This is a genomic window from Sulfuricystis thermophila, from assembly GCF_004323595.1.
GTDB lineage: Bacteria > Pseudomonadota > Gammaproteobacteria > Burkholderiales > Rhodocyclaceae > Sulfuricystis > Sulfuricystis thermophila.
The window spans coordinates 130,472-143,023 of sequence record NZ_AP019373.1; the positions used below are offsets into that span (position 1 = coordinate 130,472).

Consider the following 12,552-nt stretch of genomic DNA (forward strand, 5'->3'; position numbering starts at 1 on the left):
GAGGCCCGCTGAATGAATCTGCTGCGCTCTTCGCTCTTCATGCTGGTGATGGTGCCGTCGCTGGTGCTGGTCGTCGCCTTGCTGTTGTTGCTGTTCTGGTTGCCACTGCGCAGCCGGCGGCTGCTCGTGATGCCCTGGGTGCGTTTCGTGATGTGGCTGACCGAACATCTGCTCGGCATCCGCATGCGCATCATCGGTGCTGAGAATGTGCCAGCCGGGCCCTGTGTGATTTTGGCCAAGCACCAGTCGGCCTGGGAGACCTTCGCGCTGCAGTTGATCTTTCCGCTCACCTCATTCGTCTACAAGCGCGAGCTCAACTGGCTGCCGTTCTTCGGCTGGGGCATGAAGCTGATGCCCTTCGTAGCCATCGACCGCACCTCCGGCAAGGCGGCGTTGAAGCAGGTCATCGAGCGGGGCAAGCAACGGCTGGCCGAAGGGTATTCGGTGGTGGTCTTTCCGGAAGGCACGCGCGTCGCGCCAGGGCAGAGGCGCGATTTCAAGATCGGCGGCGCGATGCTCGCCGTCGCCGCGAAGGTTCCGGCCGTGCCGGTGGCGCACAATTCCGGCGAATGCTGGCCGCGCAAGGCGTTCATCAAGCGTCCCGGCATCGTCACGGTGAGCATCGGCACGCCGATCGACACTGCCGGCCGCAACGCCGGCGAGGTGAATGCGCTCGCCGAAGCCTGGATCGAGGCCGAAATGCGTCGCATCAGTCCACATCTCTATCGCGATGCCGAAGCGAGACCCGCAACTGAGACTGCGGCTTGATGCCGTCGCCCACGATGCCGACACCGCCTGGCGGGACGGCGCGCGTGTCGCCTATCTCGGCGGCTGGCTCACGCTCGAGCTCGATACCGACCGGCCGGGGCCCGAACGGGTGGGTGATGCATTGCACTTGCCTTTGCCGCCCGCTGCGACACCGCGGCAGATCCGCGACATGACGGAGGCCTGGCTGCGTGACGAGGCGCTGCGCGTGTTGCGCGACTCGGCGCTGGCAACACGGCACCCGGATGCCGCAACGCTGCGGATCGTGCTGAGTTTCAGCCGTCATGGGGATTGGGCGCAGCGCGATGGCGGTGTGCTGCGCTGCTACTGGCGGCTGATCGAGCAACCGCTGCCCGTCATCGAGCAGGCGCTTTGCCGGGCGATGGCCGAGGGGGCGCCCGCCGCCGTCGAAGACCTGTTTGCCCTGGTCTGATGCCCGATCAGCTCGAACTGTTTCGCCAGCTGCCACCGCAGGATACCCGGCCGGGAAAGCAGCATTACCTTCTCATCGCTGGCCACATCGTCGCTTATACGCTGCGGCGCGACCGGCGCCGACTCGCCATGCGCATCGACGAGCGCGGGCTCAGTGTCGGCGCGCCGCGCAGCGTGACGCTCGCGGAAATCGAGGCGTTCATTCGTGGGCATGGCGCCTGGGTGCTGGAAAAACTCGCCGCCTTCGCGGCCCAGGGCGCCCGCCGGCATCTGCCGATCTTTGACGGCGCGCGCCTGCCGCTGCTCGGCGGCGAAGTGTGCGTGCGCGTGACCCACGGCGCCAATCGCGGCGTCTGGAGCGAGGGCGAGCTCTGGCTTGCCGCGCGGCCCGATGCCGATCTGTCGGCACTGACGCGACGGGCGTTGCAACGGCGTGCGCTCGAACACTTCCGGCCCCGGCTGGTCGAGATGGCCGCACGCATCGGCCAGATGGCGCCACCCTTGGCCTTGAGCTCGGCGCGCACGCGCTGGGGCAGCTGCAGCCTGCGAAGCGGCATCCGGCTCAACTGGCGCCTGATCCATCTCGCCCCGGCGACGATCGACTACGTCATCGCCCATGAAGTCGCGCATCTCGTCGAGATGAACCACAGCCCGCGCTTCTGGCAGGTCGTGGAACGGCTTTACCCCGACTGGCGTGCCGCGCGCGCACGGCTCAGGCAAGAGGGTGCCGCGTTACCGCTGATCTGAGGCCGCGGACAGGCGCGCCGCGAGAAAACGTTCGAGGTGGCGGTCGGTGATGCTGATGTGGCTGATGAACCAGTCGAGCAAGAGGAACTGACAGCGGAAGGCCAGGCGCAGCGGCGAGACGACGCCGGTGGCGATCTCGTTGCGCAAATCCGCGAGGAAGGCGCCGAACTTGAGATGCTGCTGATGGTGTTCGGCGCGCGGGGAGGGTGGGTAGCCGTGTGCTTCCATCAGCCGTTCTTCGGTGTCGAAGTGCTCGGCGGTGATTTCGACGAGGCGAGCGATCAGCCGTTCGGCCTGAGCGGCCGTCTCTGCTTGCAGTGCTTCGGCGAGGGCGACGATGTGGTCGAAGATCAGCCGGTGCATTTCGTCGAAGGCGGGGAAGTCGAGAGAATATTCCGGCTGCCAGGTGGCGAAGCCGTCGCTTTCGGAAAGGCCGGCGGAATCGACCTGGCCGGGATGCCGGCAACGCTGCCAATAGACGGATGCCGGGGCGTCGCCCGGCGTGCGTTCGAGGCATTCGGCAAACAGCCGCCGTGCTTCCTCGCTGCGGCGGAAATGGTAGTGGGCGAGCGCGTCCTCGAAGATGTCCAGACTGGCCAGCTTCGCGGCCTTGAGCGGCGCCGGATCGGCATCGAAAACCTCGTAGATCGATTGCGCCAGATGCTTGCCGCGCACCCGTACCCGATCGATGAAGCGGATCGAGAAGCTGCCGGGATCGCGGATGCTGTTCAAGGTGTGCTGCGTGATGAGGATCGGCGTCTGCCAGGTCTTGGTCAGCGTCTCGACGCGTGCCGCGAGATTGACCGCGTCGCTGATCACGGTGACTTCCATGCGCTTGTCGCCCCCGATCACGCCGAGCATCAGGAGGCCGGAATTGAGCCCGATGCCGATGCGGATCGGCTGCTCTGGGTGCGGCTCGGGCAAGCCGGCAAGCCCACTCGCGCGGTGGGTATTGAAGCGCTCCAGTTCGGCGAGCATGCCCAGCGCCGCACGCAGCGCGTCGTCGCCCCGCGAGGGAAACAGCGCCATCACCGCATCGCCGATGTATTTGTCGATGAAGCCGCCATGCGCGAGCACGACGGGCTCCATGAAGGAGAGATAGGCGTTGATGAAATCGAAACACTGTTGCGGCGACATCCGTTCCGACAGCGAGGCGAAGCCGCGGATGTCGGAGAACAGGATCGTCATCTTCTTTTCGGCCTGATTACCCCAGTCGACATCGAGGATGCTGTCCTTGCCGAGGAGTTCGATCAGTTGCGGCGGCACGAAGCGGGCGTAGGCCGTTTGCAGATCGGCAAGGCGTTTTTCCACCCCGTGACGTGTCGCGATCTCGGCCTCGAGACGCGCCCGCAGGCGTTTGAGCTCGTCCGTGGCGTCGTCGCCGAGAGGGGGTTCGCCTGGCCTGGCTGGGTTCGTCATCGCCCTTCGTTTCGCAAGTTGCATGGTGGGCCCGCAGGGGCTCGAGCCCAGGACCAAAGGATTCTGGGACTACTTCAATGACCACGGCGCAGCGGCCCTCGTCAGCGGCCGCGGCGAGAATGCTGGTGGGCCCGCTGGGGCTCGAACCCAGGACCAAAGGATTATGAGTCCTCTGCTCTGACCGACTGAGCTACAGGCCCGCCGCGACCGATTATAAGCCGGGTGTAACACGCGACCCAGGCATCAGGAGCCTTCGGAGGCAGGCAGGATCCAGAAAAGTCGGCGCTGGCGAGACGGCACACTGACGGCCGGCAGCTCGCGGTCGAGGATTTCCATCGTCGCGCGGCCGACGTATTCGCCGGCGGTGTCGTCCATCTTGCTCGAGTATTCGAGCGCGCGCAGATAGGCGCGGCCGATCAGCCGGCCCAAGGGCGGCGGGTTGTAGAGCAGTTTCTTGATGATGAACGGGTTGAGCGTCAGCGGATCGTAGTTCTTCGGCAGATAGCCGCTCGCGATCAGCCGCTTCTCGACCGGGGTGTTGGGCTGCACGCCGACGAAGAAGATGAACGGCAGCACCTTGTCGCGGCCGAACAGCGCATAGAGTTCCTCGATGCGCGCCATCGTCGCCCGCAGCGTCGCCGGGGTTTCGCCCGGCGCATTGAGCGGCAGATACAGCTTCACCCTCAGGTCGGCATACTCGCCGCTCATCGCTTCCTTGAAGTAGCGAAAAGCGCCCATCTGCTGTTCGAGTTCGTAACCGAGCGTCAGGCTCTCGATCATCTCCTGCGAGCCGGTGAAGGACAGATCGAGGCTTTCCAGACCGGAATCGAGCATCTTGCGCGCGATCGCCGGCGTCATGTAGTTGAGGCGCAGATAGCCGGTCCACCGCACCTTGACTCGACGCGCGAGCATTTCGTCGAGGATCGCCTCGGCATGCGCCATGCTGCGCCGGGTCGAACAGAACTGTGCGTCGGTGAACCAGATGCGCTTGACGCCATACTGCTTGTTGAGAATCTCGACCTCTTTGGCGACCTCGACCGGATCGCGATAGCGCTGCCGGGCACCCTCGATCTTGTTGTAGAGGCAGAAATGGCACTGGAACGGGCAGCCGCGCTTGGTATGCACGCCGATCGTGGCATCCGGCCCGAGGTATTCTCGGAAGGACGGAAAGATCGATTCGATGTAAGCGAAATCGACCGCCGTGAGCTGGCCGAGATCGAAGTTTTCCTCGGCCGGCCGGTGATGCACCGTGCCGGCATGATTCTTGTAGTAATGGTGGCCGGCTGGTGTTTCCGCACCATCGACGATCGACAGCATCGCCGCCTCGCCTTCGCCGACGACGACGACCGTGTCAGTCGGACAGCGCTCGGCGACGTAGCGGCCGAAGATCGACACCGCGGTGCCGCCGACGACCAGCCGCGTTTGGGGCGAGAGCTTGCGCACCAGCTTCAGGTAGCCGAGATTGCGCAGTCGCTGGCTGGCATAGTCATAGATGATGCCGATCGCCTGCCAGGCCGCTTTGAGGCGCTTGAACGGATTCGGCGAATGGTCGTAATTCATCACCACGTCGAGCGCATCGTTTTCCGGATGCGGCCCGAAGGTCTGCATGTTGCGCCACGAGAAGGCGATCACGTCGGGTTGCAGTTCGCGCACACGGGCGATCAGGGCAGCCTTGCGTTGGCGCGGTGGAATCACGGCGAGATCGAGGATCTCCTGCCGGACGTCCGGACGCTGCTTGTGGATGAAATCGGCCAGATAGACGATGCCGCCCGGCCAGATCTTCCAGACGGGGAAGCGCACATAGAGGACGGAACGGGCTGGGATTGGCATGGGGATGGACGGGATTTCTTCTTTTTTTTTGCAGCTCAAGCTTTGAGCATAGAGCAATTCTGCTCGTTCGGATATGCCCCTTTTTGGGTATATAAGGAAATACTAAATAACAGGTGAAACGCTGCCAGCGCGTACCACAACCTCTGACGGGTTTTCAGCGCTTGAAAGGCGCCAGAACCCGTGCTGGGAAATTGGCCCGCCAGAACTGCCAGGCGAGAAAAGCACGCTTGCCCCAGCGCCACAGGAAGCGTCGGGTACCTGGCCGCACCGCCGCCAGGAGCGCGATGCCGGTGGCGACGATCTCGGGATGTCGCTTCACCCAACGCGCACCGTCGTGCAGACTGTCGGCCGCATCGAAGAGCGGCGTAAGACCTTGCAGATGACCCCCCAGGGCCAGACGCTGGCCCGCAGCTTCGAGTTGCAGCCGCTGCTTTTCCAATGCCAGTTCGAGCGCATTCATCTCATGTTCCTCTCATTATTGGACTGCACGTCCCTGGATCATGCGTCGGCAGGCAAAGCTCATCGAAAAGATGCTTCAGTCGGTGCGATAGCCAATGCGGAAACCACCCCAGTGCCGGCCTTTGACATAAATGGGCGCTGAGATGTCGTGCATGATTTCGCCAGTATCGCGACGATAGGTCTGCAACAGAAATGGTGTCTCGTGTGCGCCGCAGCGTTTGCCGACCGGATCGTCGAAGATGCGCTTGGTGCGGTTGCCGAGCATGTCCTTCTGCTCATCTCCGGTCAAGGGTTGAGAATAACGTCGGTTGTGGGTCGGCACGTAGCCATTGACGTCGCAAGCGATCGCGTAGGCGAGGGCTTTCTCTTTGTCGAGAAGGGGCTCCTGCACCTGCGGCAGCAGTCGGTCGGTCAGCGCGTCGTAGCGCGTATGGAACTTCTGCGGCCGGGTGTTCGGGATCGGGACATAGTTCTGGTCGAACAGGTCAGCAAATCCGATTTCGCCGCGCTCGACCGCAGCTTCGAGCAGGCGGCCGATTTCGGCCGCGGCGTTACGCACCAACTCCGGCATGCGCATGTGCAAAGCCAATGCTTCCTCGCCACGGAGGCCAAGCTTGAAAATGGTTCCGACCTCTTCGAGGTTGGTCGCCAGATCATCGAGCCGGCGGGTCTCTTCGAGGGTCAGGTTGGCTCCTTCGCTGTTGCGATCGGCGAGAGCCATGATGTTGGTGACGAGCTCGGCGATCTCGCTGGTATGCTGTGCCTGGGTCTGCGCCGCACGGGCAATCAGTTCGACCTTGGCAGTCGTCTCTTCGGCACCCTGTTTGATCAGCTCGAGCGCGGCTGCCGCCTGGCGCGCAAGCTCGGCGCCATTGCGCGCCTGTGAGGAACCCTCGCGAATCGAGGCGATCGCGTTTTGCGTCTCGCTCTGGATCGCGCTGATCATTGCACTGATTTCTCCGGTCGCGGCGCTGGTCCGCTCGGCGAGCTTCCTCACTTCGTCGGCGACGACGGCAAAACCGCGCCCTTGTTCCCCGGCACGCGCGGCCTCGATGGCTGCGTTCAGGGCGAGCAGATTGGTCTGGTCGGCGATCTCGCGGATCGTCGATGCAATACCGGAAATCGCTTCGGAACGTTCGCCGAGGCTGGCAACGACCAGTGCCGACTGTTCGACGGAGCGGGCGATACGTTCGATTTCGGCGGATGCTTCTTCGACGATACGCGCGCCGTGTGCCGATTGTTCCCTGGCCTGTTGGGCGATCTGCGCGCTTCCCTCGGCGTTGACGGCGACTTCGTTCATGCGGCCCGCCATCTCTGAAACGGCTTCGGCGGCGGCTTCGGCCGCAGCATTCTGTTCCTGAGACCCCTGCGCCGTGCTCTCCGCTTCGCGCATCAGCTTGTCGGCCATCTTCGCGACCTGGTCGGCGTTGAAGACGATGCGGGTCGTGATGCTGTGGAAGGTCGCCAACAGTTCGTTGTAGGCCGTCGCGACCGGGGCGACCGGGCTGTCTGCCGGGGGAACGACTTGCCGTGTCAAATCACCGTCTTTGCGCGTCGTCTCGATCGCTTCACGCAACAGCTCGAGCGGTCGCCCGAAAGCGCCCGACAGCATCAGGGTAGGCACGAGAACTGCTGCGATGCCCAACACTGCGTAGAAAAAGACGATCGCCGCCCCGGGGTCGCCGCCCGCGAGATGAGCCCCCCAGACTCCCGCACCGGCGACGAGCAAAGCAAAAACCAGCAGCAACAGGCGCCGCCACGTTGAAATACCCGACATGCCTCCACTCCTCTTTCCGGGGCCGTTCAGTGTGCCTTTGCCCTCGCCACCGACTTTCCCTGTTGTGATTGCAGCAACAATGATACCTACGGGTGAGAAATATTGCCACGAGTGGAAACGGGGTCAGTTGTCAGAACTTGGCGAGATCGGCTCAATCGCGAGACTGGATCTGAAGCAATTCTCATCCTGAGCAAGTGGGTGGCGAAGAGGAGGTCTACTAAACGCCGTCCTCGTTGCGCAATGCCGCCTCGTCGCGCTGTAGCTCGGCCAGACTGGCGGCAAAGAGGCGCGAGCCCTGCTTGAGCAGGCGTAGGGCCACCCAGCTGGCGATCAGGGCGGCGAAGAGGAACAAGGCCGTGAAAATACCCAACGCGAGCACGCGGTGGCTCTCCCACAGCAACACGGTGAGGAAGACGCCCAGAAAGGCGAGGCCGAGCACCCCGGACAGGATTGCCAGGCCTCCCCACAACAGCAGCCCGGTGATACGCCCGACTTCTTCCTGCGCTTCGACCTTGAGAAGCTCGAGGCGAGTGCGGATCATTGCGACGCCGGTCGTCGCAAGTCCGCGCAGGGATGCCAGCAGGCCGGGAGAAGCGTCAGGCACGCTTGACTCCCGCCTCTCTCAGCGCCGGCCGATCAGCAGGCCGACGATGAAACCTAGCCCTGCGGCGATGCCGACGGAGCGCCAGGGATTGTCCTGCACATAGTTGTCGGCGGCGCGGCCGACCTGCTTGGCTCTATCGACCAAGGCCGCTTCGGCGTCGGCGAGACGCACTTTCGCATCGGCCAGACGGCTCTGGATGCGCGCGCGCAGGTCGGCAGCCTTGTCGCCCGCCACGTTGGCGGTGGCGCGCAGCAATTCCTCGGCATCGGCGACGACCACCTTGAAATCGGCGATCAGTTTTTCTTTGTTGACTTCGGCCATTTCGGTCATTTTCAGCTCCTTGGCAGTGACGATTGCATCGCGAGGAATTCATTCTCGCACAGAAAACGGGATGTCAATTCGAACTATGGCCACGCATATCCGATTGTCAAGGGGGCGTGGTCCGAAAAGCGCGCCGCTTTGTAGACCTCCGCAAAGCGCGCCTTTCCGGCGATGCCGGGCGTGGCGAGCTGGTAATCGATGCGCCAGCCGACGTTCTTCGCCCAGGCCTGGCCGCGGTTGGACCACCAGGTGTACCCTTCGCCTTCGGCATCGGGGTAGAGCCGGCGATAGACGTCGACCCAGCCGAGCTCATCCTTGACGCGGGCGATCCAGGCACGCTCCTCGGGCAGGAAGCCGGAGTTTTTCTGGTTCGATTTCCAGTTTTTCAGGTCTTTCTCCGTTGGTGCGATGTTCCAGTCGGCGCAGATGACCATTTCACGGCCGGTTTTGCGCGCTTCGTCGCGCAAGGCGGCCAGATGGGGGAAGAAGACCTCCATGAAGCGAAACTTGGCGGCCTGGCGTTCGGGGGAGGAAGAGCCCGAGGGCACATACAGCGAGATCACGGTCAGCCCCGGCCAGTCGCAGCGCAAGAACCGCCCCTCGGCATCGAACTCTGCGATGCCGATGCCCTCGGTGACACGCTGCGGGGCATGGCGCGCATAAAGCCCGACGCCGCTGTAGCCTTTCTTCTCGGCAAAGTGGAAATAGCCGTGATAACCAGCCGGATGGTGCTCGGCAGGCGACAAATCGGCATCCTGCGCCTTGAGTTCCTGGACGCAGACGATGTCGGCATCCTGGTGCGCGAGCCAGTCGAGCCAGCCCTTTTTGACTGCGGAGCGGATGCCATTCAGATTCAGCGTGACGATTTTCAGCATGTAGAATGATCCGATGATGAGCGAGGCAAACGATTTCAGCCGCGACTTTATCGCGTTCGCCTGCGAGCGGGGGGTGCTGCGCTTTGGCGAGTTCAAGACCAAGGCCGGCCGCCTGTCGCCGTATTTCTTCAATGCCGGGCTGTTCAACGACGGTGCTTCGCTGGCGCGGCTGGCGGATTTCTATGCACGCGCGATCATCGCTGCCGGGCTTTCGATCGACATGCTGTTCGGGCCGGCCTACAAGGGCATCCCGCTGGTGGCGGCGGTGGCGATCAAACTGGCCGAGCGCGGCCGCAATCTCCCTTTCGCCTTCAACCGCAAGGAAGTCAAGGATCACGGCGAGGGCGGCAGCTTGATCGGCGCGCCGCTCGCGGGACGCGTGCTGATCGTCGATGACGTGATTTCCGCCGGTACCTCGGTGCGCGAATCGGTCGAGATCATCCGCGGCGCCGGCGCGATCCCGGCAGGGGTCGTGATTGCGCTGGACCGCCAGGAACGCGGCACGGGCGCTTTGTCCGCCGTGCAGGAAGTCGAACGGGAGCTGGGGCTGCCGGTCATTGCCGTCGCGCGCCTTGCCGACCTGATCGACTATCTGTCGGGCCAGCCGTTGCTCACGGAAAACCTCGCGGCGGTTCGCCGCTATCGGGAGGTGTATGGTGTCGATTGAATTCCGTACCCTACTGTGCGCCATCGGCCTGACTCTGGCTCTGCCGGCTGCGGCGCGCATCGTCTGTTGTGACGTGAATGGCAAGCGGGTGTGCGGCGATCCGCCGCCGCCGGTGTGTGACAACCGGGCGAAGATCATCTATCTCAAAGGCGGGTTGTCCAAGGAAATCGAGGCACCGCTCACGCCCGAGCAGCGGGCCGCGCGCGAGGCCGAGGAGGCGCGCAAGAAGGAAGAGGCCAGGCTTGCCGCCGAACAGGCGCGCAAAGACCGCGCGCTGCTCGACAGCTTCACGAGCGTCAAGGAGCTCGACGCGGCGCGCGACCGGGCGATCGCCGATCTCGAAAAGAATGCCGAGCAGGCGAAGAACCGCCTCGAAGCCGCCCTCGCCAAACAGAAGAAACTCGATGACGAGAAAGAGTTCTACCTCAAGAAGCCGCTACCGGCGGTGCTGAAGAAACAGATCGAAGAAAACGAACGCGAAATCGCCACGCAGCGTCAGGCGCTCGAACAGAAAGAGCGGGACGTCGCCGCGGTGCACGAGCGTTTCGCCGCCGACCGGGAACGTTACCTGCAGCTCACCGGAAAGGCCACAGCCAGGAAATAGCCTGCCCGTGCCGGTCGACCAGCGCCGAGTTTTCACTGGGGCTTTGGCGGCAATGGCCCGCTTCAGCTGGAGAGCTTCCTGCGCAACAGTTCGTTGACCTGCTGCGGATTCGCCTTGCCCTTGGTCGCCTTCATCACCTGACCGACCAGCGCGTTGAAGGCCTTTTCCTTGCCGGCGCGGAATTCCTCGACCGATTTCGGATTGGCGGCGATCACCGCGTCGACGATCGGTTCGATCGCCGCAGTGTCCGTCACCTGCTGCAAGCCCCGCGCGGCGATGATGGCGTCGGCGTTTTCGCCTTCGCCATTCCAGAGCGCATCGAACACTTCCTTGGCGAGCTTCGAGGAGAGCGTGCCATCGCTGATGCGGCGGATCATGCCAGCGAGTTGCGTGGCCGAGATGGGGCTTTGGCCGATGTCCTTTTCCTCACGATTGAGCCGTGCGGCGAGTTCGCCCATCACCCAGTTGGCGCAGAGCTTGGCGTTTTCCTTGCCGGCGGCGGCGACGGCATCCTCGAAATAACGCGCCACCTCGCGCGTCGCGGTGAGCGTCGCGGCATCGTAATCAGACAGGCCATATTCGGTTTGCCAGCGCGCCTGCATCGCCTGCGGCAGCTCGGGCAGGCCGGCTTTCACCTCGGCGATCCACTGCGGCTCGATTTCCAGCGGCAACAGGTCGGGGTCGGGGAAGTAGCGGTAATCGTGCGCGTCTTCCTTGCTGCGCATTGCGCGCGTCTCGCCGCTGTCTGGATCGAACAGCACGGTGGCCTGCTGGATCGCGCGGCCTTCCTCGAGCTCGTTGATCTGCCACTGGATTTCGAAGTCGATCGCCTGTTGCAGGAAACGGAAGGAATTGAGGTTCTTGATCTCGCGCCGCGTGCCGAAGGGCTCGCCCGGCCGGCGCACCGAGACGTTGGCGTCACAACGGAACGAGCCTTCCTGCATGTTGCCGTCGCAGATGCCGATCCAGGTGACGAGCGTGTGCAGTGCCTTGGCATAGGCGACAGCCTCGGCGGACGAGCGCATGTCGGGCTCGGAGACGATTTCGAGCAGCGGCGTGCCGGCGCGATTGAGGTCGATGCCGGTCTTGCCGTGGAAATCCTCATGCAAGGATTTGCCGGCATCCTCCTCGAGATGGGCGCGGGTCAGCCGGACGAATTTTTCCGTGTCATTGACGCGGATCGTCAGGCCTCCGCCGGAGATCACCGGCGTTTCATACTGGCTGATCTGGTAGCCCTTCGGCAGATCGGGATAGAAGTAGTTCTTGCGGGCGAAGATCGAGCGCGGCGCGATCTCGCCACCGACGGCGAGACCAAACTTGATCGCGCAGACCACCGCCTCGCGGTTCAGGACCGGCAGCACGCCCGGCAGCGCGATGTCCACCGCGCAGGCCTGGCGGTTGGGTTCCGCGCCGAAAGCGGTGCTGGCGCCGGAGAAGATTTTCGATCGGGTGAGCAGCTGGACATGGGTCTCCAGCCCGATCACCACTTCCCATTGACTCATGGACAACCCTTCATGAACAACGCCCCTTCCGGTTGTCGACCAGAATGGGCCACAGATAATCGACCGCATCGCCGCCACATTCGGCGCGACAATCGCGGAAGGCGACGGTGACCTGATCGCCCTGCTCCCACAGACTGACCTTGCAGGACGATTTTTGTGAGGCGAGCACGACGATCGGCAGACGCTCGATCTGCCGAAAATCGGCGAGGTTGAAGCGGCAGCTGCCGCGCTTGGGGATATCGACGCGCGCTTCGAGCCGTTCGACGTGCGCATCGGTGACGGCCAAGGCGAGCTGGCCAGCGTAACCGGTTTCCTTGTCGACGAAGCCGCAATTCACCTGGGTATTCAGCGCGCGCCCCGAGATCGGCTTCAAGCCCCGCTTGGCCAGATAGGCCAGCGTCTCCTTTTTCAGCACGGGCGCTTGGGGTGCAGCCTGCGGTGCAGTCGGCGCAGGCGCAGGGGTGGGGGCGGTGGGTGCGGGAGGAGGTGCCGTGGCACAACCGGCCAGCCAGACCGTCAGTGCGCACGCCGCCACCCGCCCGAGCATCGA

At 63.7% G+C, this 12,552-nt stretch carries 14 protein-coding genes and 1 tRNA gene; 5 read left to right on the forward strand and 10 right to left on the reverse strand.

Annotated elements, in window-relative coordinates:
* Nucleotides 1-12: 12 nt before the first annotated feature.
* Genes M52SOB_RS00750 through M52SOB_RS00760 form a run of 3 tightly spaced genes read left to right on the forward strand, consistent with a single transcriptional unit; the run spans nt 13 to nt 1,944 of the window.
* The gene (locus tag M52SOB_RS00750; RefSeq protein ID WP_131109942.1) at nt 13-768 is read left to right on the forward strand and encodes a lysophospholipid acyltransferase family protein; all 756 of its coding nucleotides are present in this window, start codon (nt 13-15) and stop codon (nt 766-768) included.
* The gene (locus M52SOB_RS00755; protein ID WP_131109944.1) at nt 731-1,198 is read left to right on the forward strand and encodes a SprT family zinc-dependent metalloprotease; all 468 of its coding nucleotides are present in this window, start codon (nt 731-733) and stop codon (nt 1,196-1,198) included. The genes M52SOB_RS00750 and M52SOB_RS00755 overlap by 38 nt, the downstream gene beginning before the upstream one ends.
* Nucleotides 1,198-1,944, forward strand: coding sequence for a M48 family metallopeptidase (locus M52SOB_RS00760; protein ID WP_131109946.1), 747 nt, complete (start codon nt 1,198-1,200; stop codon nt 1,942-1,944). The genes M52SOB_RS00755 and M52SOB_RS00760 overlap by 1 nt, the downstream gene beginning before the upstream one ends.
* Here the strand turns inward: M52SOB_RS00760 and M52SOB_RS00765 are convergent.
* From M52SOB_RS00765 to M52SOB_RS00800, 8 genes are all read right to left on the reverse strand, one after another.
* Complete coding sequence (locus tag M52SOB_RS00765; RefSeq protein ID WP_172601710.1) at nt 1,930-3,363, reverse strand: hemerythrin domain-containing protein; 1,434 nt, start codon at nt 3,361-3,363, stop codon at nt 1,930-1,932. The genes M52SOB_RS00760 and M52SOB_RS00765 overlap by 15 nt on opposite strands.
* Before the next feature lie 123 nt (nt 3,364-3,486).
* Nucleotides 3,487-3,563 (reverse strand) — tRNA-Ile (locus M52SOB_RS00770).
* Between the two features lie 43 nt (nt 3,564-3,606).
* Nucleotides 3,607-5,193: a B12-binding domain-containing radical SAM protein gene (locus tag M52SOB_RS00775; protein WP_131109950.1), complete on the reverse strand. Its 1,587-nt coding sequence runs from the start codon at nt 5,191-5,193 to the stop codon at nt 3,607-3,609.
* Nucleotides 5,194-5,347: 154 nt separating this feature from the next.
* Nucleotides 5,348-5,653 carry a YqjK-like family protein gene (locus tag M52SOB_RS00780; protein WP_131109952.1) on the reverse strand — a complete coding sequence of 102 codons (306 nt, stop codon included), beginning with the start codon at nt 5,651-5,653 and terminating at the stop codon, nt 5,348-5,350.
* Between the two features lie 75 nt (nt 5,654-5,728).
* Complete coding sequence (locus M52SOB_RS00785; protein WP_284155132.1) at nt 5,729-7,429, reverse strand: methyl-accepting chemotaxis protein; 1,701 nt, start codon at nt 7,427-7,429, stop codon at nt 5,729-5,731.
* Between the two features lie 217 nt (nt 7,430-7,646).
* Nucleotides 7,647-8,033 carry a phage holin family protein gene (locus tag M52SOB_RS00790; RefSeq protein ID WP_131109954.1) on the reverse strand — a complete coding sequence of 129 codons (387 nt, stop codon included), beginning with the start codon at nt 8,031-8,033 and terminating at the stop codon, nt 7,647-7,649.
* Between the two features lie 18 nt (nt 8,034-8,051).
* Entirely contained in the window at nt 8,052-8,363 is a 312-nt protein-coding gene (locus M52SOB_RS00795; protein WP_131109956.1) for an ElaB/YgaM/YqjD family protein, read from the reverse strand.
* Nucleotides 8,364-8,437: 74 nt separating this feature from the next.
* A complete protein-coding gene (locus M52SOB_RS00800; RefSeq protein ID WP_131109957.1) occupies nt 8,438-9,229 on the reverse strand; it encodes an exodeoxyribonuclease III in 792 nt (263 codons plus the stop codon).
* 13 nt (nt 9,230-9,242) lie between these two features.
* Here M52SOB_RS00800 and pyrE point away from each other — a divergent pair, with 13 nt between their 5' ends.
* On the forward strand, nt 9,243-9,896 hold the full coding sequence (gene pyrE / locus M52SOB_RS00805) for an orotate phosphoribosyltransferase (RefSeq protein WP_284155133.1): 654 nt from the start codon (nt 9,243-9,245) through the stop codon (nt 9,894-9,896).
* Entirely contained in the window at nt 9,883-10,500 is a 618-nt protein-coding gene (locus M52SOB_RS00810) for a hypothetical protein (RefSeq protein ID WP_131109959.1), read from the forward strand. Before pyrE ends, M52SOB_RS00810 begins: the two co-directional genes overlap by 14 nt.
* A gap of 62 nt (nt 10,501-10,562) precedes the next feature.
* Here M52SOB_RS00810 and gatB read toward each other — a convergent pair whose 3' ends face one another.
* Together gatB and M52SOB_RS13995 are read right to left on the reverse strand one after the other, a co-directional pair.
* Complete coding sequence (gene gatB / locus M52SOB_RS00815; protein ID WP_284155134.1) at nt 10,563-12,002, reverse strand: Asp-tRNA(Asn)/Glu-tRNA(Gln) amidotransferase subunit GatB; 1,440 nt, start codon at nt 12,000-12,002, stop codon at nt 10,563-10,565.
* Nucleotides 12,003-12,012: 10 nt separating this feature from the next.
* Nucleotides 12,013-12,549 (reverse strand): hypothetical protein, encoded by a 537-nt coding sequence (locus M52SOB_RS13995; protein ID WP_284155135.1) that lies wholly within the window; start codon nt 12,547-12,549, stop codon nt 12,013-12,015.
* Between the last annotated feature and the right edge of the window lie 3 nt (nt 12,550-12,552).

Bases quoted from the DNA above. Each gene is read 5' to 3' on its own strand.
- M52SOB_RS00775 (WP_131109950.1), bottom strand. From the start codon at position 5,193: ATGCCAATCCCAGCCCGTTCCGTCCTCTATGTGCGCTTCCCCGTCTGG.
- M52SOB_RS00795 (WP_131109956.1), bottom strand. From the start codon at position 8,363: ATGACCGAAATGGCCGAAGTCAACAAAGAAAAACTGATCGCCGATTTC.
- pyrE (WP_284155133.1), top strand. From the start codon at position 9,243: ATGATGAGCGAGGCAAACGATTTCAGCCGCGACTTTATCGCGTTCGCC.
- M52SOB_RS00780 (WP_131109952.1), bottom strand. From the start codon at position 5,653: ATGAATGCGCTCGAACTGGCATTGGAAAAGCAGCGGCTGCAACTCGAA.
- M52SOB_RS00765 (WP_172601710.1), bottom strand. From the start codon at position 3,363: ATGACGAACCCAGCCAGGCCAGGCGAACCCCCTCTCGGCGACGACGCC.
- M52SOB_RS00750 (WP_131109942.1), top strand. From the start codon at position 13: ATGAATCTGCTGCGCTCTTCGCTCTTCATGCTGGTGATGGTGCCGTCG.
- M52SOB_RS00800 (WP_131109957.1), bottom strand. From the start codon at position 9,229: ATGCTGAAAATCGTCACGCTGAATCTGAATGGCATCCGCTCCGCAGTC.
- M52SOB_RS00785 (WP_284155132.1), bottom strand. From the start codon at position 7,429: ATGTCGGGTATTTCAACGTGGCGGCGCCTGTTGCTGCTGGTTTTTGCT.
- M52SOB_RS00810 (WP_131109959.1), top strand. From the start codon at position 9,883: ATGGTGTCGATTGAATTCCGTACCCTACTGTGCGCCATCGGCCTGACT.
- M52SOB_RS00755 (WP_131109944.1), top strand. From the start codon at position 731: ATGCCGAAGCGAGACCCGCAACTGAGACTGCGGCTTGATGCCGTCGCC.
- gatB (WP_284155134.1), bottom strand. From the start codon at position 12,002: ATGAGTCAATGGGAAGTGGTGATCGGGCTGGAGACCCATGTCCAGCTG.
- M52SOB_RS13995 (WP_284155135.1), bottom strand. From the start codon at position 12,549: ATGCTCGGGCGGGTGGCGGCGTGCGCACTGACGGTCTGGCTGGCCGGT.
- M52SOB_RS00760 (WP_131109946.1), top strand. From the start codon at position 1,198: ATGCCCGATCAGCTCGAACTGTTTCGCCAGCTGCCACCGCAGGATACC.